The 20,200-nt window shown below is 71.5% G+C and carries 21 protein-coding genes; 12 read left to right on the top strand and 9 right to left on the bottom strand.

Annotated features, from left to right (window positions below; all coding sequences use genetic code 11):
* The first annotated feature begins 211 nt into the window (after positions 1–211).
* Both EAO75_RS27225 and EAO75_RS27220 read left to right on the top strand, forming a co-directional pair.
* Positions 212–535 carry a hypothetical protein gene (locus EAO75_RS27225; RefSeq protein WP_147997644.1) on the top strand — a complete coding sequence of 108 codons (324 nt, stop codon included), beginning with the start codon at positions 212–214 and terminating at the stop codon, positions 533–535.
* A gap of 184 nt (positions 536–719) precedes the next feature.
* Complete coding sequence (locus EAO75_RS27220; RefSeq protein WP_147997643.1) at positions 720–1,271, top strand: ATP-binding protein; 552 nt, start codon at positions 720–722, stop codon at positions 1,269–1,271.
* 91 nt (positions 1,272–1,362) lie between these two features.
* Here EAO75_RS27220 and EAO75_RS27215 read toward each other — a convergent pair whose 3' ends face one another.
* From EAO75_RS27215 to EAO75_RS27205, 3 genes are read right to left on the bottom strand one after another with little or no spacing between them, the layout of a single operon-like run.
* A complete protein-coding gene (locus EAO75_RS27215; RefSeq protein ID WP_147997642.1) occupies positions 1,363–3,924 on the bottom strand; it encodes an ABC transporter permease in 2,562 nt (853 codons plus the stop codon).
* Positions 3,921–4,679 (bottom strand): ABC transporter ATP-binding protein, encoded by a 759-nt coding sequence (locus tag EAO75_RS27210; RefSeq protein WP_147997641.1) that lies wholly within the window; start codon positions 4,677–4,679, stop codon positions 3,921–3,923. Before EAO75_RS27210 ends, EAO75_RS27215 begins: the two co-directional genes overlap by 4 nt.
* Entirely contained in the window at positions 4,676–4,960 is a 285-nt protein-coding gene (locus EAO75_RS27205) for an SHOCT domain-containing protein (protein ID WP_147997640.1), read from the bottom strand. The genes EAO75_RS27210 and EAO75_RS27205 overlap by 4 nt, the downstream gene beginning before the upstream one ends.
* A gap of 193 nt (positions 4,961–5,153) precedes the next feature.
* Between EAO75_RS27205 and EAO75_RS27200 the strand changes: the two genes are divergently transcribed.
* The 3 genes from EAO75_RS27200 to EAO75_RS27190 are packed head-to-tail and all read left to right on the top strand — an operon-like array spanning position 5,154 to position 7,275.
* Positions 5,154–5,744, top strand: a complete 591-nt coding sequence (locus EAO75_RS27200; protein WP_147997639.1) for a TetR/AcrR family transcriptional regulator — start codon at positions 5,154–5,156, stop codon at positions 5,742–5,744.
* A 29-nt stretch (positions 5,745–5,773) separates the two neighbouring features.
* Positions 5,774–6,358: a DUF4865 family protein gene (locus EAO75_RS27195; RefSeq protein ID WP_147997638.1), complete on the top strand. Its 585-nt coding sequence runs from the start codon at positions 5,774–5,776 to the stop codon at positions 6,356–6,358.
* Positions 6,355–7,275, top strand: a complete 921-nt coding sequence (locus tag EAO75_RS27190; protein ID WP_147997637.1) for a phosphotriesterase — start codon at positions 6,355–6,357, stop codon at positions 7,273–7,275. The genes EAO75_RS27195 and EAO75_RS27190 overlap by 4 nt, the downstream gene beginning before the upstream one ends.
* On the opposite strand, the gene EAO75_RS27185 is transcribed toward EAO75_RS27190, so the two are convergent.
* On the bottom strand, positions 7,272–7,721 hold the full coding sequence (locus EAO75_RS27185; protein ID WP_147997636.1) for an RpiB/LacA/LacB family sugar-phosphate isomerase: 450 nt from the start codon (positions 7,719–7,721) through the stop codon (positions 7,272–7,274). The two genes, EAO75_RS27190 and EAO75_RS27185, sit on opposite strands and share 4 nt — an antisense overlap.
* Before the next feature lie 93 nt (positions 7,722–7,814).
* Between EAO75_RS27185 and EAO75_RS27180 the strand changes: the two genes are divergently transcribed.
* Positions 7,815–8,153: a YybH family protein gene (locus EAO75_RS27180; RefSeq protein ID WP_147997635.1), complete on the top strand. Its 339-nt coding sequence runs from the start codon at positions 7,815–7,817 to the stop codon at positions 8,151–8,153.
* Here the strand turns inward: EAO75_RS27180 and EAO75_RS27175 are convergent.
* Positions 8,150–9,388, bottom strand: a complete 1,239-nt coding sequence (locus EAO75_RS27175; RefSeq protein ID WP_147997634.1) for an ROK family protein — start codon at positions 9,386–9,388, stop codon at positions 8,150–8,152. The two genes, EAO75_RS27180 and EAO75_RS27175, sit on opposite strands and share 4 nt — an antisense overlap.
* 36 nt (positions 9,389–9,424) lie before the next feature.
* The gene (locus EAO75_RS27170; RefSeq protein WP_147997633.1) at positions 9,425–10,066 is read right to left on the bottom strand and encodes an alpha-ketoglutarate-dependent dioxygenase AlkB family protein; all 642 of its coding nucleotides are present in this window, start codon (positions 10,064–10,066) and stop codon (positions 9,425–9,427) included.
* Positions 10,067–10,134: 68 nt separating this feature from the next.
* On the opposite strand from EAO75_RS27170, the gene EAO75_RS27165 reads away from it, so the two are divergent.
* Entirely contained in the window at positions 10,135–11,268 is a 1,134-nt protein-coding gene (locus EAO75_RS27165; protein ID WP_147998098.1) for a methyltransferase, read from the top strand.
* A gap of 27 nt (positions 11,269–11,295) precedes the next feature.
* On the opposite strand, the gene EAO75_RS27160 is transcribed toward EAO75_RS27165, so the two are convergent.
* Both EAO75_RS27160 and EAO75_RS27155 read right to left on the bottom strand, forming a co-directional pair.
* The gene (locus tag EAO75_RS27160; protein ID WP_147997632.1) at positions 11,296–12,150 is read right to left on the bottom strand and encodes a ketose-bisphosphate aldolase; all 855 of its coding nucleotides are present in this window, start codon (positions 12,148–12,150) and stop codon (positions 11,296–11,298) included.
* A gap of 47 nt (positions 12,151–12,197) precedes the next feature.
* Positions 12,198–13,079 carry an SIS domain-containing protein gene (locus EAO75_RS27155; protein ID WP_147997631.1) on the bottom strand — a complete coding sequence of 294 codons (882 nt, stop codon included), beginning with the start codon at positions 13,077–13,079 and terminating at the stop codon, positions 12,198–12,200.
* A 143-nt stretch (positions 13,080–13,222) separates the two neighbouring features.
* Between EAO75_RS27155 and EAO75_RS27150 the strand changes: the two genes are divergently transcribed.
* The 3 genes from EAO75_RS27150 (at position 13,223) to EAO75_RS27140 (ending at position 16,672) form a co-directional block, all read left to right on the top strand.
* On the top strand, positions 13,223–14,002 hold the full coding sequence (locus tag EAO75_RS27150) for a DeoR/GlpR family DNA-binding transcription regulator (protein ID WP_147997630.1): 780 nt from the start codon (positions 13,223–13,225) through the stop codon (positions 14,000–14,002).
* A 97-nt stretch (positions 14,003–14,099) separates the two neighbouring features.
* The gene (locus EAO75_RS27145; protein WP_147997629.1) at positions 14,100–15,935 is read left to right on the top strand and encodes a glycoside hydrolase family 15 protein; all 1,836 of its coding nucleotides are present in this window, start codon (positions 14,100–14,102) and stop codon (positions 15,933–15,935) included.
* Between the two features lie 89 nt (positions 15,936–16,024).
* The gene (locus EAO75_RS27140; RefSeq protein WP_147997628.1) at positions 16,025–16,672 is read left to right on the top strand and encodes an isochorismatase family protein; all 648 of its coding nucleotides are present in this window, start codon (positions 16,025–16,027) and stop codon (positions 16,670–16,672) included.
* Positions 16,673–16,677: 5 nt separating this feature from the next.
* Here the strand turns inward: EAO75_RS27140 and EAO75_RS27135 are convergent, their stop codons facing one another.
* Positions 16,678–18,003 (bottom strand): lysine N(6)-hydroxylase/L-ornithine N(5)-oxygenase family protein, encoded by a 1,326-nt coding sequence (locus EAO75_RS27135; RefSeq protein WP_147997627.1) that lies wholly within the window; start codon positions 18,001–18,003, stop codon positions 16,678–16,680.
* Positions 18,004–18,087: 84 nt separating this feature from the next.
* Here EAO75_RS27135 and EAO75_RS27130 point away from each other — a divergent pair, with 84 nt between their 5' ends.
* Positions 18,088–19,041 carry a methionyl-tRNA formyltransferase gene (locus EAO75_RS27130; RefSeq protein WP_147997626.1) on the top strand — a complete coding sequence of 318 codons (954 nt, stop codon included), beginning with the start codon at positions 18,088–18,090 and terminating at the stop codon, positions 19,039–19,041.
* A gap of 86 nt (positions 19,042–19,127) precedes the next feature.
* Complete coding sequence (locus EAO75_RS27125) at positions 19,128–20,144, top strand: iron-siderophore ABC transporter substrate-binding protein (protein ID WP_147997625.1); 1,017 nt, start codon at positions 19,128–19,130, stop codon at positions 20,142–20,144.
* Positions 20,145–20,200: the final 56 nt, after the last annotated feature.

Here is a 20,200-nt window from a genome sequence, read left to right as displayed (position 1 = left end):
GGCTCACCGGACCCTCGGGGGCGCATTCGTGCGAGTGCTCCGAGCGCCCCGGCCAGGGGCGACGCGCGTACTGGTGCTCGACGCGGTACGCGGGCAGACTGCACCGGACGGGACAGCGATCCCGGACGGGGGGCACACTGGATCACGACCAGAGCCGGCCACGGCCCACGCAGGACGGACCGGCACACCGACGCGCACTAAGGGGCGGGGCATGGCTGAGCCGGAGTTCAGGGCCACGGGCGTGCGGATCGGGAAGCGGCGGCGCTCCCTGACCCGGGCCGGGCAGGTGCGGATAAGCGACGGCAGGCTGCAACTGCTCACCAGCTACGGCAGCGAGATCGACAGCGCGCCGGTGCAGGCGGTACGGGCGTCCAAGCCCTGGTTCGCCCCGGACGACCGAGCGCTCGCGGACCTCAACGGCAACCGCTACTCCCTGACGCTGGGCGAGCACGACCCCGCACCGGGGGAACCCGGTCCGCCCGCGGCGCGCCGGTTCATCGAGGCCGTACGGAAGGCTGCGGGGCGTAAGGGCTGAGTCACCGCGAGTTGCGGTACCGCACCCCTTGCGTCACGCTGGTCTCACGTCACTCTGGGTTTACCGGCGACAACGCTGCGAACCAGCCCGCCGGCCACTACAGCAGGCGGCCGTTTCCTTAAAGCACCCTGCTGGATCCGTACTCCGTGTTCTTCCGGACCTCTTCAGTCGGGGAGTCGCAGCCGTGATCAGCTACCCAAGCAGGCACTGCACGGTGGAGCTCCAAGCCCTGCCGTCGCGGATCGGCCAGGTCCGCAGAATCGTCTCTGCGCAGTTGCGCTACTGGCATCTGGATCCCTTGATCGACCGCGCCGCGCTCGGTGTGACCGAGCTGTTGACCAACGTCCACCAGCACGCCCGGCCCGACAAGATGTGCACCGTGGAGATCGAGCTGCTGCTCGACCGGCTCACGGTCTCGGTCCGCGACTCCGATCCCCGTCTGCCGGTCGTGGTGGACGCCGAGGGCACCGACGCGCTCGCCACTTGTGGGCGCGGGCTGGCGATGGTGGCCGCGGTCAGCGAGAGCTGGGGTGTGCGACCGGACGAGTCGGGCAAGGTCGTGTGGTTCACGCTGCCCGCGCCCGTGGCGGCGGTACGGGCCGGGGCGGCGCGGCCGCCGCAGCGCAAGACGACCGTGCCGGTGGAGCAGCCCGCGCGGCGGTTCGCCGAGGTCGGCCGGCGCGTCGACCTCAGCAGGCCCGAACACGCTCCCGCCCGGTCGGCCGTTGTCGGCTGACCGGGCGGTGAGGGGGCTTCGGTCGGTGGGCACGCGCCGATGAACGTCGGCGGGCCACCGGCCCTGAGGGCCGAGGCGCACCCTGCCCGCGTCACTCCGTGGCGATGGCCCGCAGTACGTCCAGGCGTGCCGCGCGACGCGCCGGGCGCAGGCCCGCCAGTGCTCCCGCCGTGAGGCCGACCAGGGCCACCACCGCGAGTTGCAGGGGTGGCATCGCGAAGGCGAAGGCGCTGTCGCTCGCGCCGTCGGAGGCCTCGACCAGGACCCAGCCGAGGAAGGCGCCGAGGGCGAGACCGCCGACCGTGCCGAAGGCCGCGACCAGGACCGACTCCCAGCGGACCATGGCACGCAGCTGGGACCGGGTCTGGCCCACGGCCCGCAGCAGGCCCAGTTCGCGGGTGCGCTCGTGGATCGCCAGCGTCAGGGCGTTGGCGATACCCAGCAGTGCGATGAGCACCGCGAGGGCGAGCAGCGCGTAGACGAGGGTGAGCATCATGTCGATGCCGCCGGCCGAGGACTGCGCGTACTCGTCGCGGGTCTGCACTTCGGGGTTGCCGTACTGGGCCGCGACCTTCTCGACCGCGGCCTTTCCGCTGTCCGTGCCGACGCCGTCCTTGAAGGAGACCGCGACCAGCGTGTCGGCGTCCTGGGTACGGTGCGGTGCCCAGGCGTCGCGGGTGATGACGTAGTCCCCGGCGAGTTCGGACTGGCCGTAGAGCGCGCGGACCGTGAACGTCTGCGTACGGCCGTCGGTGAAGGTGAGGCGGGCCTTGTCACCGGTCGTGAGGTGCTGCTTGTCGGCTTCCTTCTCGGTGATGGCGATGCCGTCGGTGCCGAGACCGCGCAGGGAGCCGTGGACGGTGCCGAGGTCGAAGGTGCGCTCCAGGGCGACCGGGTCGGTGACCGTCAGCGCGCGTCCCTCGCCGTCGACTTCGGCGACTCCGCGGCCGAGGCCGACGGCCGTGTCCACCTCGGGCAGCCTCTGGACCGCGTCGGCGAGCCGCGGGCTCAGGCCGCTGCCGCCCGCGCCGAACGACGGGGTGCTGACGGCCACGTCGCCCGCGAAGGAGCGGGACACGGTCTGGTCCATGGTCGCCTTCAGCGAGGCGCCGAACACCGTGAACAGGGACACCACGGCCACGCCGATCATCAGGGCGCTCGCGGTGGCGGCCGTGCGCTTCGGGCTGCGCAGGGCGTTGCGCCGGGCGAGGCCGCCGGTGACGCCGCGCAGCCGGTCGAGAGGGCCGCCGAGGAACCGTACGGCCGTCGTGGAGGCGACCGGGCCGAGGACCACGAAGGCGACCAGGGCGAGGACAGCGCCGGTACCCGCCAGCCAGATCGACGGGGACACCAGGACGCCCATGAGCGTGATGCCGACCGCGAGGGCGATGAGCCCCAGGCCGGTGACGGCCCTCAGGCGGGAGGCACCGGAGGTGTCGACGGCCGTCTCGCGCAGGGCGGCCAGCGGTGCGGTGCGCCCGGCGCGTACGGCGGGCAGCAGGGCGGAGCCGAGGCAGACCACGATGCCGACCGCGAGCGGCAGGGCCATGGACAGGGCGCTGATCACCAAGTCGCCCTCGGGGAAGGGGAATCCGATCGCGGGGAACAGCGCCTGGAGCCCGGCGGCGATGCCGATGCCGCCCGCGAGTCCGGCCGCCGACGCGGTGACGGCCACGGCACTCGCCTCGACGAGGGTCGACGCGGTGACCTGGCGGCGTGAGGCGCCCAGAGCCCGCAACAGGGCGTTCTCGCGGGTGCGTTGGGCGACGACGATCGCGAAGGTGTTGTGGATGGAGAAGGTTGCGACCAGCAGGGCGACGCCGGAGAACACCAGCAGGAAGGTGGTGAAGACGGTCAGGAACTGGCTGGAGATCATGTCGGTGTTCTCCTGGGCCGACTCCTGGCCGGTGATGGCCTCGACTCCCTTGGGGAGCACGGGAGTGAGGGCGTCGACCAGCTCCTGCTGGCTGACGCCGGGTCCCGCCCGCACCTTGATGCTCGTCGCCTCGCCCGGCTCGGCCGTGAGGTACTTCTCGGCGTCGGCCCGGGTCATGCCGGTGAAGGTCACCTGGGCCATGCCGTCCTCGCCGCCGAAGGTCGCGAGGCCGACGACGGTCACCTTGACCGGGTCCGGCGTGCGCAGGGTGGTCGTGTCGCCGATGCTCAGGTCGCCGCGCTCGGCGGTGCCGCGGTCGATGACGACCTCGCCGGAACCGCGGGGGGCGTGGCCCTCGGCGAGCTGGTAGGCGTTGAGCTGCGGGTCGGTGATCCAGTTGCCGGCGAGGGTGGGCGGGCCCTGGCCGCCGATGGGGTCGCCGTTCTTGCCGACGAGTTGGCCGGCGCCCTGGATGTCGGGCGCGGCGGCCGCGACGCCGGGGACCTTCTCGACGGTGCTCACGAGGTCGCTGTCGACCGGTTCGCGCACGCCCTCGCTCTCGCCGGGCGTGGTGATGGCGTCGGCGCTGCGGACGACGGCGTCGGTGCCGCTGGTCGCGTTGCCGAACATGGTGTCGAAGCTGGCGCGCAGCGTGTCGCCCATGACGAGGGTCCCGGCGAGGAAGGCCACGCCGAGGAACACCGCGAGGAACGTCCCGGCGAAGCGTCGCTTGTGGGCGCGCAGGGAGGACGCGCTCAGGCGGACGGATGCGTTCATGACGGCACCTCGAAGGCTTTCATGCGGTCCAGGACCTTGTCGGCGGTCGGGGACTCCATGCGGTCGACCAGGCGCCCGTCGGCGAGGAACACGACCTCGTCGGCGTGGGCGGCGGCCACCGGGTCGTGGGTGACCATGACGACCGTGCGGGCGGTCTGGCGCACGGTGCGGCCGAGCAGGCCGAGGACCTCCCCGCCGGAGCGGGAGTCGAGGTTGCCGGTCGGCTCGTCCGCGAAGACGACGTCCGGCTGTCCGGCGAAGGCCCGGGCGACGGCGACTCGTTGCTGCTGGCCGCCGGAGAGTTCGGAGGGGCGGTGGTGGAGCCGGTCGCGCAGCCCGACGACGTCGATCAGTGCGTCGACCCACTCCCGGTCGCCCTTGCCGCCCGCGAGGTCGAGCGGCAGCGTGATGTTCTCCGTGACGGTCAGCGTCGGCACCAGGTTGAACGACTGGAAGACGAAGCCGACGCGGTCCCGGCGCAGGAGGGTGAGGCGGCGGTCGTCGAGGCTGCTCAGCTCGGTGTCGCCGATGTGGGCGGTGCCCGAGGTGAGCGTGTCGAGGCCGGCCGCGCAGTGCATCAGCGTGGACTTGCCGGAGCCCGAGGGCCCCATGATCGCGGTGAAGCGGCCGACCGGGAAGTCGACGCTCACCCCGTCCAGGGCCCTCACGCTGGTGTCGCCGCTGCCGTACACCTTCACGGCGTCGACGACGCGGGCGGCCGTCGGCGTGATCGTCATGGCCGTCGTGGTCGTCATGCCGCACCGCCCTTGCCCTTGGGGCCGAACTGCTCGTCCAGGACGGACAGCCGGCGCCAGTACTCGTCCTCGTCGATCTCGCCGGAGGCGAAGCGGTGGCCGAGCACGGTGATGGGCGAGTTGTCGTCGGCGGCGGGTGCCCGCCAGGGGCCACGGCGTCCGCGCCACACCGTGCGGCGCAGCAGCGTGATGCCGCCGATCACGACGGCCGCCCAGATCAGCGGGAAGAGGAGGATCCACGGGCCGGGGCCGCCGTCTGCGAAATGTGCCAGTGTCTGCATCTCGAGTCATCTCCCGAGTCGGTTCGGTCGGGTCGTTCGGTGATGTCTCGAGACTCGCTCCGGCAGGGGGTCCGGGTCGTCGTACGGCCAGCGGCAGTGTGTGTACCTCGCGGGGAGTACGGCGGGCCGGTTCGACTGCTCCGGAGAGGCTCGTGCGGGCTCGGAACTCGGCTCGACTTCTGTAACTACTAGTATGTACAGTGAGGACATGAGCACCTCGGACCGGCTGATCGAGTCCACCCGCGAGCTGCTGTGGGAGCGCGGCTATGTGGGCACCAGCCCCAAGGCCATCCTGGAGCGCGCGGGGGCCGGACAGGGCAGCATGTACCACCACTTCAAGGGCAAGCCCGATCTCGCGCTGGCCGCGATCCGGCGGACCGCCGAGGAGATGCGGGCTACCGCCGCGGGAGTACTCGACGGACCGGGCACACCGTACGAACGCATCGAGGCGTATCTGCGGCGCGAGCGCGATGTGCTGCGCGGCTGTCCGGTCGGGCGGCTGACGATGGACCCGGACGTGATCGCCAGCGACGAACTGCGGGCGCCTGTCGACGAGACGCTGGACTGGCTGCGGCAGCGGCTCGCCGGGATCGTCGAGGAGGGCAAGGAGCAGGGCCTGTTCGCGGCCGGGCTCGACGCCGAGTCGATCGCGGCGACGATCGTCGCGACCGTCCAGGGCGGCTACGTCCTCGCCCGCGCCTCCGGTTCACCCGCCGCGTTCGACGCGGGCGTGCGCGGACTGCTCTCGTTGCTCGCGCCACGGGACAACGCCCGCACCACTTGACGGAGTTCAGGCCCGAGAAGGGACGTGGCATGCACGCCATGCAGTACGAGTTCACCCTGCCCGCCGACTACGACATGGGCATCATCCGCTCCCGTGTCGCCCGCGTCGGGCATCTGCTGGACGACTGGGACGGGCTCGGCGTCAAGACGTATCTGCTGCGCGAGCGCGGTGTACAGGGGTCGGCCGTCAACCAGTACGGGCCCTTCTACCTCTGGAACACCATGGAGGGCATGAACGCCTTCCTGTGGGGAGGCGCCTTCCAGGGACCCGTGAACGACTTCGGGCGGCCGCGGGTGCGGCAGTGGACGGGGCTCGCCTACGAGGAGGGCGGCGCCGCGGGCTCCCCCGCCACGTCGGCCGTGCGTCGGCGTCAACCGGTGCCGGACGGTGTGGAGTTGGCCGCGTTCATGGCCCAGTCCGTGGACGAGACCGTGCGGCTGGCGGCGCAGGACGGCGCCCTGCTGGCGGCCGCCGTCGTCGACACGCACGCGTGGGAGGTCGTCCACTTCTCGCTCTGGGAGCAGGACACGCCCAAGGCCGAGGGCGACGTGTACCAGGTGCTGCACCTGTCGGGGCCCGGCCTGGGCGCGCTGCCGCGGGGCCGGCAGTGGTGAGTGCGATCCGTACGGTCCTGGGGGACCTGCGGCCCGGGGAGCTCGGCGTGTGCGACGCGCACGACCACCTCTTCCTGTGCAGCCCGCAACTGCCCGGCCAGGAGCTGAACGACGCCTCCGCCGCGCGGGCCGAGCTGGAGGCGTTCCGCGCGGCCGGCGGTTCGGCCGTCGTGCAGTGGACTCCGTACGGCATGGGGCGCAGGGCCGCCGACCTGCCGTCGCTGTCCCGGGCCGCCGGGGTGCATCTGGTCTGTGCGACGGGACTGCATCAAGCGGCGCACTACTCCCCGAGGTTGCTCGACGAACTGCGCGGGAAGCTCGCCGAGGTCTTCGTCTCCGAACTGACCGTGGGTATCGGGACTTCGGGAGTCCGCGCCGGGATCGTCAAGGTAGCCGGCGGCTTCCACGGCCTCGACGCGCACGCCCGCTGGACGATGGCCGCCGCGGCCGAGGCCCACCACGCGACGGACGCGCCCATCGCCGTGCACCTGGAGATGGGAACCGGCGCGCTCGACGTACTGGACCTGCTGTGCGGCGAGTTGGGCGTCCCGCCGCACCGGGTGATCCTCGGCCATCTCAACCGCTCCCCCGACCTCGCGGTCCACCGCCAGGCCGCCGAGTCGGGCTGCTGGCTCGCCTTCGACGGGCCCTCGCGCGCCCATCACGCCACCGACTGGCGCATGCCGGACGCGGTGGGGGCGCTGGCCGAGGCCGGGTTCGGGCACCGGCTGCTGCTGGGCGGGGACACCGTCGCCGCCGGGGCGCGGTCGGTCGACGGCGGTCCCGGAATGCCGTATCTGCTGCGCCGGGTGCGGCCACGGCTGGCGCTCGCGCTCGGCGAGGAGCTCGCTGAGCGCGTCCTCACCGACAACCCCGGCCGGGCCTTCGCCGCCGAGTGGGGGGAAGCACCGCCCTAGGCCCGGCCGAGATCCAGTCGGTCGACGCGCGCCACGTTCTCCCGGTCCTCGGCGTCCGCGCTGGCCTCCGCCGCGAACCAGGCGTCGAGGATCTCCTTGAGCAGCGGCTCGGACGTCAGCCGCAGGCCGAGGGCGAGCACATTGGCGTCGTTCCAGCGGCGGGCGCCATTGGCCGTGTAGGCGTCCGTGCACAGGGCGGCCCGTACGCCCGGCACCTTGTTCGCGGCGATCGAGGCGCCCGTGCCGGTCCAGCAGCACACGATCGCCTGGTCCGCCGTGCCGGCGGCGACCTCGCGGGCGGCCGCCTCGGAACAGGCGGCCCACTGCGGGTCGGCGCCGGGGCTGAGCGCGCCGTACGTCACCACCTCGTGGCCGCGCTCGCGCAGTTGGGTGACGAGCGAGCGCGCCACCGGTTTGTCCATGTCCGAGGAAACGGAGATCCGCATGTCACGAGCCTACTCGGCGAGGCTCGTCAGGAGCGGGTCCGGGTGGGCGTCTGTAGGGTCGGAGCGGGGGGCAGGCCGGGAAGGAATGGCGTCATGGATCCCACCGACGTCGTCCACCGCTTCAACGCCGCGATCAACGACCGGGACCTCGACGGCCTGGCGTCGTTGATGTCGGACGACCACACGTTCGTCGACTCCGAGGGCGGCACGGTCCGCGGGAAGCGGGCGTGTCTGGACGCCTGGCGGGGGTTCTTCGCGGCCTTCCCGGACTATCGCAACACGTTCACCGGGTTGACCGTGCGAGGCGACGTCGTGGTGGTGACCGGGTACTCCGACTGCTCGCGGCCGGAGCCGGCCGGGCCCGCGCTGTGGACCGCCCGTGTCACGGGGCCGCTGGTCCGCGAGTGGCGGGTCACCGCACAAACCCCCTAGGCCAGCGCCCCCAGCGGATCGTCCAGGACCGGCTGCCAGGCCAACTCGGCCGCGCCGACCAGGCTGTTGTGGTCGAGGGTGCACGCGAGGATCGGGACGCCGCCGCTCTGGCCCCACAGGCTGCGGTCGGCGACGACGGCGCGCAGGCGTTCGGGGTCGGCGTCGAGGAGGGTGCGGTGCAGGCCGCCGAGGATGATGCGGTCCGGGTTGAGGATGTTGACCAGGCCCGCGAGGCCCAGCCCGAGGCGGTCGATGAGGGCCTCGGTCGCGGTGCGGACCGTCAGGTCGTCGTAGTGGTTGCGGATCAGGTCGTTGGCCTGCTGGAGCAACGAGACCTCGGGGCCAGGCTCCCGCCCCGCCGCCGTGAGGAAGGCGAGCGGGTCGGCCTCGACGTCCAGACAGCCGCGGCTGCCGCAGTGGCAGGGTCTGCCTTCGGGGTTCACCGTGAGGTGGCCGACCTCCAGGGCCAGGCCCGAACTGCCGGTGTGCAGACGGCCGTCCAGCACGAGTGCCCCGCCGACGCCCCGGTGCCCGGTGGCCACGCACAGCAGGTCCCGGGCGCCGCGCCCCGCGCCGTGCCGGTGCTCGGCGAGCGCGGCGAGGTTGACGTCGTTGCCGGTGAACGCCGGTCCGGTGATCCCGGCCTCGCGCACGCACTCCGTGAAGATGCGGCGCACCGGAGCACCCACGGGCCATGCCAGGTGCAGGGGGTTCAGCGCGAGACCGTCCGGTTCGGCGACGGCGGACGGGACGGCGAGACCGGCGCCGACGCAGCGCCGTCCGGTCGTGCGCAGCAGGTCGGCGCCCGCTTCGACGACGGAGCCGAGCACCTTGGCCGGGTCGGCGTCCACGGTCTCGCAGCCGGGCGCGGTGGCGACGATACGGCCGCCGAGGCCGACCAGCGCCGCCCGGAACCCGTCGGCGTGGACCTGCGCGGCGAGGACGACGGGCCCGTCCTCGGCGACCGACAGACGGTGCGATGGCCGCCCCTGCGAACCGGCCGCCGCGCCGGGCCGGGCGTCGACCCGGATCAGCCCGAGCGCCTCCAGCTCGGCGGCGACCGCGCCGGCCGTGGCCCGGGTCACCCCGAGCTCGGCGGTGAGGACGGCACGCGTGGGCGCGCGTCCGGTGTGCACGAGCTCCAACGCGGGCCCGAGCGCACCGCGCCCCCGGTCCAAGCGCGTCCTCGAGGTGGTCCCTTCCCCCGCCGGCCGGGGGTCCGCCTTGCCGCTCATGAGGGCGAGTCTCCCATGATCCGCGAATTCGGCGGCCTACAGCCCGCTCACCCTGAGCGTGACGTTCAGCCGCCCGGTCAGTCCCAACTCCGGCGGTGCGGTGCCCGGGTGCACCTTCGGCACACCGTGGTAGGCGAGCCGGGAGGGGCCGCCGAACACGAACAGGTCGCCGCTGCGCAGTGCTACGTCCGTGTAGGGCCGGGTCCGGGTGTCGGTGTTGCCGAAGCGGAAGACACAGGTGTCGCCGAGGCTCAGGGACACGACCGGCGCGGGCGACTTCTCGTCGCTGTCGCGGTGCATGCCCATGCGGGCGTCGGCGTCGTAGAAGTTGATCAGTGCGATGTCGTACGCCGTCTCCTGCTCCCCCAAGGTGTCGCGGACCGCGCGGCGGCCCAGCTCGCCGAGCCACTCGGGGAAGGGTTTCACCGGGGTGCCGTCGCCGTCGACGACCGTGCGGGCGTAGGCGTACGGGTACCAGTGCCAGCCGAGGCAGACCTGCCGGGCGGTCATCGCGGCGCCTCCGGGGGTGCGGACCGTGCGCAGGCCCGCCGGTGGGCCTGCCCATGTGCGGCAGGCCTCCAGCAGCTCGCGCTGGGCCCGCGCGTCCAGCCAGTCGGGCACATGCACCGCGCCCGGCGCGACCTCCGTACGCTCCCGGGGGAACAGCTCGGCGTCCATGCCTCCCATCCTCCCCCACCGGTCGTGAGCTGCGGCTCGGCTAGCCTTGAGGCACGATGAACGACCGTATGACGACGCCGTGGGGCGAACTCGCGCTGACCCGATTCCCCGAGGACCCGCGCGACAGGCTGCGTGCCTGGGACGCCTCCGACGAGTACCTGCTGCGGCACCTGGCGGAGCGGGACATCTCGCTGTCCGGCACGGTCGTGGTCGTCGGCGACCGCTGGGGCGCCCTGGTCACGGCGCTCGCCGGGCACCGGCCGACACAGATCACGGACTCGTACCTGACGCAGGAGGCGACCCGCGCGAACCTCGCCCGGCACGGCGTCGAGCCCGGCACCGTCCGGCTTCTCACCACGCAGGACCCGCCGCCGGACCGGGTCGACGTCCTGCTGGTGCGGGTGCCCAAGAGCCTCGCGCTGCTGGAGGACCAGCTGATCGGGCTGGCGCCCGCGGTGCACGAGGGCACGGTGGTGGTCGGCACGGGCATGGTGAAGGAGATCCACACCTCGACGCTCCAGCTGTTCGAGCGGGTGCTCGGCCCGACCCGCACCTCGCTCGCGCAGAAGAAGGCCCGGCTGATCTTCTGCACCCCCGAGCCGGTGCCGGAGCCGCCCGTCAACCCGTGGCCGTACACCTACACGCTCCCCGACGGCATCGGCGCGGTCTCGCACAGCACGGTCGTCAATCACGCGGGCGTCTTCTGCGCCGACCGGCTCGACATCGGGACGCGGTTCTTCCTGGGGCATCTGCCGGACGGCAAGGGCGCCCGGCGGGTGGTGGACCTCGGGTGCGGCAACGGCATCGTCGGTACGGCGGTGGCGCTGGCGAACCCCGAGGCCGAGGTGCTGTTCGTGGACGAGTCGTTCCAGGCCGTGGCCTCGGCGGAGGCGACGTACCGGGCGAACGGGGTGCCGGGGCACGCCGAGTTCCGGGTCGGGGACGGGATGGCGGGCGTGCCGGCCGGGAGTGTCGACCTGGTGCTCAATAACCCGCCGTTCCACTCGCACCAGGCGACGACCGACGCGACGGCCTGGCGGATGTTCACGGGCGCCAAGCGCGCGCTGCGGCCGGGCGGCGAACTGTGGGTGATCGGCAACCGGCATCTCGGGTACCACGTGAAGCTGCGGCGGCTGTTCGGGAACAGTGAACTGGTCGCCGGGGACCCGAAGTTCGTGGTGCTGCGGGCCGTCAAGCGCTAGCCGTCACGGCCCGCGTCGGCGGCCGGGTCAGCGAGCCCCCAGCACCCCGATGATGTCGGCCACCGCCCGCACCATCGCCTCCCGGCCCACGCTCAGGTACTTGCGCGAGTCGACCGCCTCGGGATGGGCGGCGAGGAAGTCGCGGATCGCGCTGGTCATGGCGATGTTGAGGGCCGTACCGACGTTGACCTTGGCGATACCGCCCGCGACCGCCGCGGTCAGTTCGTCGTCGGGAACGCCGGAGGAGCCGTGCAGGACGAGGGGGACGTCCAGGGCGGCGGCGAGGCGCTTGAGGAGGTCGTGGTCGAGGGTGGCGGTGCGGGTCGTCATGGCGTGCGAGCTGCCGATCGCGACGGCGAGGGCGTCGACGCCGGAGTCGGTGACGAAGGCGTGGGCCTCGGTGGGGTCGGTGCGGGCACCCGGGGCGTGGGCGTCCAGGGGCGGCTCGCCGCTCTTGCCGCCCAGGCGCCCCAACTCGGCCTCGATCCACAGGCCTTGGGCGTGCGCCCAGTCGACGGCCGCCTTCGTGGCGGCGAGGTTCTCCAGGTACGGCAGCCGGGCCGCGTCGTACATCACGGAGCTGAACCCGGCGTCCGGCGCCTGGCGCAGCAGGTCGTCGCTCTGGACGTGGTCGAGGTGCAGCGCGACGGGCACGCCGGCGCGTTCGGCGGCGGCGACGGCCGCGCGGGCGAGCGGCAGCAGCCGTCCGTAGCGGAACTTGACGGCGTTCTCGCTGACTTGGAGGACGACGGGCGAACTCATCGACTCCGCACCGGCGATGACGGCCTCGATGTGCTCCAGGGTGATGACGTTGAAAGCGGCGACGGCTGAACGGGCTGCGGCGGCACGGGTGATGAGCTCGCCGGTGGTCGCGAGGGGCACGGCCTGTCCTTTCTCCTGTTCCTGTCTCGGTGCGTGGGGCGGACGCGTCAGGGCGCGAGGATCACCGACCGGGTGAGGTGGCGGGGCTGGTCCGGGTCGAGGCCGCGGGCCGCGGCGACGGCGACGGCGAGCCGCTGGGCGCGGACCAGTTCGGCGAGGGGGTCGAGGCGGCCCTCGATCCACAGTCCGCCGGTGGCGCGCACCTGTTCCGCCAGCCCCTCGGGCGCCTCGCCGAACATCCAGGCCGCGGTGCCGCCGGTGGTGATGCTGATCGGACCGTGCCGGTACTCCATGGCCGGGTAGGCCTCGGTCCAGGACAGCGACGCCTCGCGCATCTTCAGCCCGGCCTCGTTCGCCAGTCCCACGGTCCAGCCGCGGCCGAGGAAGGTGAACTGCCCGCACTCCACGAGCCCTTCGGGCAGAGCGTCGGCGAGCACCGTGCGCGCGTCGGCCACCGCGGCGTCCGTGTGCAGGCCGAGGTGGGCGCGCAGCAGGGTGAGGGCGGTGGTCGCGAAGCGGGTCTGCACGACGGACCTTTCGTCCGCGTAGTCGAGGACGACGACGTCGTCGGCGGCCGCCATGACGGGCGTGTCCGGGTCGGCGGTGATCGCCGTGGTGGGCGTGCGCCCCTTCAGCCGCGCCAGCAGGTCGAGGACCTCGGTGGTGGTGCCGGATCGGGTGAGGGCGAGGACACGGTCGTAGGTGCGCCCGTGCGGGAACTCCGACGCGGCGAAGGCGTCGGTCTCTCCCTGGTCCGAGCCCTCGCGCAGGGCGGCGAACGCCTGCGCCATGAAGTACGACGTCCCGCAGCCGACGACCGCGACCCGCTCCCCCGCCGCCGGCAGCGCTCCGCGGTGGCCGGCCGCCTCGGCCGCGGCGCGCGTCCAGCACTCCGGCTGGCTGTTGAGCTCGTCCTCGACATGCGTCATGCGCCATCCTCCGGGCTTCCATGAACCTTCATGCTTTTTTCTGCAAGATATAGCGAGCTTTCGAGCAAAATCAAGCACCGGGGTGGAATGGGAGTGCGCTAAGGTCACCGCCAGGTCGAGGAATGCCGAGGAATGGAGGGCGGATGTCGCGCGACGCCCGCTGGAAGGCGCTGCTGGAGCTGCTCGTCGAGCGGGGCCGGCTGGACGTCGAACAGGCGGCCGCCGAGCTGGAGGTGTCGTCCGCCACGATCCGCCGTGACTTCGACCAGTTGGCGGAACAGCAGATGCTCGTGCGCACGCGGGGCGGCGCGGTCGTGCACGGAGTGTCGTACGAACTGCCGCTGCGCTACAAGACGGCCCGTCACGCCTCGGAGAAGCAGCGCGTCGCCAAGGCGGTGGCCGACCTCATCGCGCCCGGCGAGGCGGTCGGTCTGACCGGCGGCACGACGACCACCGAGGTGGCACGCGCCCTGGCCGTGCGCAGCGACCTGACGTCGGGCTCGCCCGCGCTGACCGTCGTCACGAACGCGCTCAACATCGCCAATGAGCTCGCCGTGCGCCCCCAGTTCAAGATCGTGGTCACCGGCGGGGTCGCCCGCCCCCAGTCGTACGAGCTCATCGGGCCGCTCGCGGACGCGGTGCTCGCCCAGATCACGATCGACGTGGCGGTCCTCGGCGTGGTCGCCTTCGACGCCGCGCACGGCGCGGCCGCGCACGACGAGGCGGAGGCGGCGATCAACCGGCTGCTGTGCGAGCGCGCCGCGCGGGTGATCGTCGCGGCGGACTCCAGCAAGCTGGGCCGGCGCGCGTTCGCCCGGATCTGTGCGGCCGACGCCGTGGACACGCTGGTCACGGACACGGCGGCCGAACCGGAGACACTGCGGCGCTTCGAGGAGGCGGGCGTGCGGGTCATCGCGGTCTGAGCCCCCGAACCACAGGAACCAGGCACCACCCCGACCCTCCCGCGGCCGATTCCACCTACCCTGGGACCGAGGCGCATGGCGGGCCAGGGAGGCTGCGATGAGCACTACTCCGATCGAGACGGCCACACCGGCCGCGTCGCGCTATGTGCCGATCGCCGACCACGGCCTGATCGGCGACTTGCGCAGCGTGGCCCTGGTGGGCATGGACGGCACCATCGACTGGTACTGCTGCCCCTCCTTCGACGCGCCCAGCGTCTTCGCGGCGATCCTGGACGCCGAGCGGGGCGGCTGCTTCGAGCTGGCGGCCACGGTGCCGGCCCGGACCAAGCAGTTCTACTTCCCCGACACGAACGTCCTGATCACCAGGTTCTTCACCGAGGACGGCGTCGGCGAGATCCAGGACTTCATGCCGATGGACGGCAACCCGGCCGAGGTCGAGCGGCATCGGCTGATCCGGCGGGTGGTGTGCGTACGCGGCTCGATCCCGTTCCGCGCGCGGGTCGCGCCGCGCTTCGAGTACGGCACCCGGCAGCACACCGTCCGCATGCAGGGCGAGGTCGCGGTCTTCGAGGCCGACCCGCTGTCGCTAGCGCTGACGTCGACCGTGCCGCTGGAGATCGACGGGCCGGACGTGTACGCCGACTTCAAGATCTCCGAGGGCGATTCGGCGGTGTTCGCGCTGGACCAGGTCGGCGGTGCGGTGAACCTCCGCCGCTGTGCGCGGTCCGAAGCCGAGCGGCAGCTGCACAGCACGGTCGAGTACTGGCGGAAGTGGCTGTCCGCCTCCAAGTACCGGGGCCGCTGGCGGGAGATGGTGCACCGCTCCGCCCTGACCCTGAAGCTCCTCACCTACGCGCCCACCGGCGCCATCGTCGCCGCGCCGACGACGAGCCTGCCCGAGCAGCTGGGCGGCGAACGCAACTGGGACTACCGGTACATGTGGGTGCGCGACGCGGCATTCTGCGTGTACGCGATGCTGCGGCTGGGCTTCACGACCGAGGCCGAGGCCTTCATGAAGTTCCTGACCGACCACGTCAGCCGGGGCGACGGCTCGCCCACCGGTCCGTTGCAGATCATGTACGGCATCGACGGCCGCACCGATCTGCCCGAACGCGAACTCGACCATCTGGAGGGCCACCTCGGCTCCGCCCCGGTGCGCATCGGCAACGCCGCTTCCGACCAGCTCCAGCTCGACATCTACGGCGCGCTGATCGACTCGATCTACCTCTACGACAAGTGGGCGCAGCCCATCTCCAGCGACCAGTGGGACGACGTGTGCGCGCTGGTGGAGTGGGTGTGTGAGCACTGGGACCAGCCCGACGAGGGCATCTGGGAGACCCGCGGCGGCCGCAAGAAGTTCCTGTACTCGCGGCTGATGTGCTGGGTGGCGATCGAGCGGGCCATCCGCACGGCCAACCGGCGCGGTCTGCCGGCCGATCTGCCGCGCTGGCAGGAGACGCGGGACACGATCTACCGGCGGATCATGAAGCGCGGCTGGTCCGAGACGCGCCAGGCGTTCGTCCAGCACGAGGACAGCGACGTACTCGACGCGTCGGTGCTGATGATGCCGCTGACGAAGTTCATCGCGCCGACCGACCCCAAGTGGCTGTCCACGCTGGACGCCCTCACCCAGGACCTGGTGTCGGACTCGCTGGTCTACCGCTACGACCCGGCGGCCAGCCCCGACGGACTGCGCGGCGACGAGGGCACGTTCTCGATCTGCTCGTTCTGGTACGTCGAGGCCATGGTCCGGGCCGGCCGGGTCGACGAGGCGCAGCTGGCCTTCGAAAAGATGCTGACGTACGCCAACCATCTGGGCCTGTACGCCGAGGAGATCAGCCAGACGGGCGAGCAACAGGGCAACTTCCCGCAGGCGTTCACCCATCTCGCGCTGATCAGTGCCGCGTTCAACCTGGACCGTGCCCTGGGATAGGCGCGTTCACAGGTGTTATCGGCAAGACATCGAACTTAGGTGAGGCTAACCTAAGAAGGGTTCCCCAACTCACCGAAGGGCAACCCGAGATGACGACTGGCTCGATCTTCCCGTACGTCATGCCGACCCCCGCCATGCTGCCCGACGACACCACGGGGTGGACCCTCGATCCGGGCCGTGCGGCGCTCGTGGTCCTGAACTTACAAAGGCGCTTCGTGCGGGTCCTGGCGCAGGAGGGCGCCCCGGTCGCCGAACTCCTCGCGAACACCGCCCGGTTGGTGGACTCCGCGCATGCCGCGGGCGTGCCCGTCGTCCACTCGGTGCCCGCCGGGGAGCGCGGACCCGCCCTGTACGTACGGCGACCGGGCGGGCCGGCCGACCGGGACGGCGAGGCGTTCGCGGAGCAGGTCGAGCCGCGCACCGGGGACTGCGTGCTCACCGCCCGCAAGCACAGCGCGTTCGCCCGGACCCGGCTGGACGGCCGGCTGCGCGACCTGCGGCGCGATCAGGTCGTGATAGCGGGGCTGTTCGCCCGGGTCGGGGTGCTGATGACGGCCGCGGACGCCTGGGTGCAGGACCTGGAGCCCTTCGTCGTCGCGGACGCCATCGCCGACGCGTCGGCCGGGAGCCATGGGTTCGCGCTGGAGTGGGTGGCGGACACGTGCGGGGCGGTGACGTCCACGGACCGGGTGGTGGCGGTCTTCGACCCCGCCGTGCCCGCGGCGGAAGCGGTCTGACCGGTTCAGACGGATGCCGTGCGACGGTCCAGCAGGGAGCGGTGGATCTCCCCCGCGCGGATCGCTGTAGTCGACAGCAGGGTCGAGGTGAGCCCATGGGTGTGCTCGGTGCCGCCCTGGAGATAGATCCCCGCGGTGACGTCGGGCGCGGTCTGCACCCGGTGGTCGCGTGAGACACGGATGGCGTCACCGTCGTCCCGCAGACAGACCTTCGCCGCCTCGCCGAGCAGGGCGGTGAGGTCGCGGGGCCGGTATCCGGTGGCGTGCACCAGCACATCGGCCTCCAGGACCTGCTCCCGACCGGTCGGCAGGAACTCCACCGAGACGTCGAGCACGCCGTCGCCGCGCTGTCGTACGTCGCGGATGCGGGAGACGTTGAGGAAGCGCAGCCGCTCCCGGCCGGCGACCTTCTCCTGGTAGGCGGTGGCGTACAGGGACTCGATCAACTCCATGTCGACGACGGAGTAGTTGGTGGAGCGGTGATAGTCGAACAGGGACTGTTTCACCTCGGAGGGCGCGCCGAAGTACACGTCCACCGCCTCCGGGTCGAAGATGCGGTTGGCGAACGGGCTGTCGTCGGCCGGGGTGTAGCCGTACTTGGCGAACACCGCGCAGACCTCGGCCTGCGGGAAGGAACGGTGCAGATAGTCGACGGTCTCGGCGGCGCTCTGCCCGGCGCCGAGGACGACCGCGCGGCGCACCGGGGCACCGGAGGCGGCGAGTTCGGTGACGCTGGGCAGTAACTGGCTGTTGTGCCAGACGCGTTCGGAGAGTTCGACGCCGGGCGGGACATGGGGTTCCAGACCGACCGCCACGCTGATGTCGCGGGCCCGGTGGGTGAGGGTGCGCCCGGGGCGCTCGGGGTCACGGCAGACGACGTCGAAGTGCGTGACCGCGCCCGTGTCGTCGCGTACGGGGTCGATGGCGCTCACGTGGTGCTCGTAGGCCACGAGGTGGCGCACCCGCTCGGCGGCCCACTCGAAGTACTCGTGGAACTCGACGCGGAGCGGGAAGAGGGTCTTCTGGTTCAGGAAGTCGATCAGCCGTCCGCGTTCGCGCAGGAAGCACAGGAAGCTGAAGTCGCTGGCCGGATCGCGCAGCGTGACAAGGTCCTTGAGGAACGACACCTGCATCGTGGCGTCGTCGATGAGCATCCCCCGGTGCCAGCCGAAACGTGGCTGGCGCTCCAGGAACAGGGCGTTGATCCGACGGTCGGCCGGAAGGCCTGCGTTGTGTTCGTCAATCGCTATGGCCAGTGCGAGATTTGACGGCCCGAAACCGATTCCGAGGACGTCGTGGGTGGTGTCCGATCCCGTGAGCGGTGACTTCACCGTGGCATCGCCTCCCTCAGGCAGCCACATGTTAGATAAGGTTAGCCTTACCTTGCAATGGAGCCCGCCGAAGGGGAGAACCGCATGCGCGTCGCCATGTTCGGCTACCAGACCTGGGGCCACCGCACACTCCAGGCCCTGCTGGACTCCGACCACGAGGTCGTCCTCGTGGTCACCCACCCCAAGAGCGACCACGCCTACGAGAAGATCTGGGACGACTCCGTCGCCGAACTCGCCGAGAAGAACGACGTCCCCGTACTCCTGCGCAACCGCCCCGACGACCCCGAACTCCTCGCCGCCCTGCGCGACGCCCGGCCCGACATCCTGGTCGCCAACAACTGGCGCACCTGGCTGCCGCCGGAGCTCTTCGACCTGCCGCCGCACGGCACGCTCAACGTCCACGATTCGCTGCTGCCGTCCTACGCGGGCTTCTCCCCCATCATCTGGGCGCTCATCAACGGCGAGGAGCGCGTCGGCGTCACCGCGCACCGCATGAACGCCGAACTGGACGCCGGGGACATCCTGGTGCAGCGCTCGGTGGGCGTCGGGCCGGCCGACACCGCGACGGACCTGTTCCACCGCACCGTCGACCTCATCGCCCCCATCGTGCGCGAGTCCCTCGACCTCATCGCGTCCGGCAAGGACGCCACCCACTGGCAGCCGCAGGACCGCAGCCGCGCGAGCTTCTTCCACAAGCGCTCGGTGCAGGACAGCCGCATCGACTGGAGCTGGCCGGCGGAGCGTCTGGAGCGCCTCGTACGGGCGCAGTCGGACCCGTATCCCAACGCCTACACCTTCCATCGCGGACAGCGGATCCGGATCGTCTCGGCCGCCGTCTCCGAGGGCCGCTACGGCGGCACTTCCGGGCGCATCTTCATCCGCGAGGGCGACGGCATCGTCATCGTCGCGGGCGCCGACGCCCACACGGGCCGGCACCCGGGGCTGGTCCTCAAGCGGCTGCGCACCGACGACGGCACGGAGTACGCGGCGACCGACTACTTCCGCACGATGGGGGGCTATCTCACCGCTCAACCGTGATCTCGCAAGGTCAACTACGGTCAGAATCAAAGAAGTTGTCCGATACGCGTTGCTAAGGCAAGGCTTACCTTGCTTTACTGGCGCGCATGTCGAGAAAGCTTCTCAGCACCCTTCTCACCGTCACCCTGGCCGCCGCGCTGGCAGCCTGCGGCTCCGTCAAGGACGACTCCAACACCTCCTCCGACGCCTCGGGCGACGCGAAGGCGGACACCTCGTCCGCCTTCCCGGTGTCGATCAAGCACAAGTTCGCCACCACGAAGATCGCCAAGGCGCCGGAACGGATCGTGGTGATCGGCAACGGCGGCACGGACGACATCGACGCGCTGTACGCACTCGGCGTCACACCGGTCGCCATCTCGAAGGACGCCCTCAGCTCGGACGGTGTCTACCCCTGGCTCAAGGACAGGATCGACACCAAGAAGACCGAGCTGCTCGACACACTCACCGCCGTCGACTACGAGAAGGTCGCCTCCCTCCAGCCCGACCTGATCCTCGCCACCTCCGACTTCACCCTGGACAAGGACTACAAGAAGCTCGCCGCGGTGGCGCCGACCATCGGCTACGAGACGGCCTGGGGGCAGCAGACCTGGCAGGAGCACGTGCAGGTGGTCGCCCGGGCCGTCGGCAAGAAGGAACAGGGCGAGCAGGTCATCAAGGAGACCGAGGACAGCATCGCCGCCGTGCAGACGAAGCATCCGAAGCTTCAGGGCAAGACCTACAGCCTGTCCATCGGCAACACCCCGGCGAAGATCTTCACCATCGCCTCCGAGGAGGACTTCGCCGCCAAGCTGATGAGCCAGGTCGGGATGAGCCTGACGCCGTCGGTGAAGAACATCAAGACGGTCAACGGCAGCCCGACCGGTGAGCTGTCCTTCGAGCAACTGGACAAGCTCGACGCCGATCTCGCGATCATCGCGTTCACCACGCCGGACCTGAAGAAGGCCTTCGAGGCCAGTGACCTGGTGAAGAACATGTCCGCGGTGAAGGACGGCCGGTACGTCGTGACGGACGTCGCGACCATCAGCCAGCTGCGCAGCCCGTCGGCGCTGGGCATCCCGTGGGCGCTGAACAACCTGGAGCCCGGCTTCAAGAAGCTCGACTGACGGCCCGAGGGGGGCATCGGAGGAGGGGTGGGGTGCCGTGCGGCACCTCACCCCTC

The sequence above is a fragment of the Streptomyces sp. UW30 genome (genome assembly GCF_008042075.1).
Taxonomy (GTDB): Bacteria; Actinomycetota; Actinomycetes; order Streptomycetales; family Streptomycetaceae; genus Streptomyces.
The sequence above is the reverse complement of the archived record's forward strand: the minus strand, read 5'-3'. Positions and strand labels throughout refer to the sequence as shown.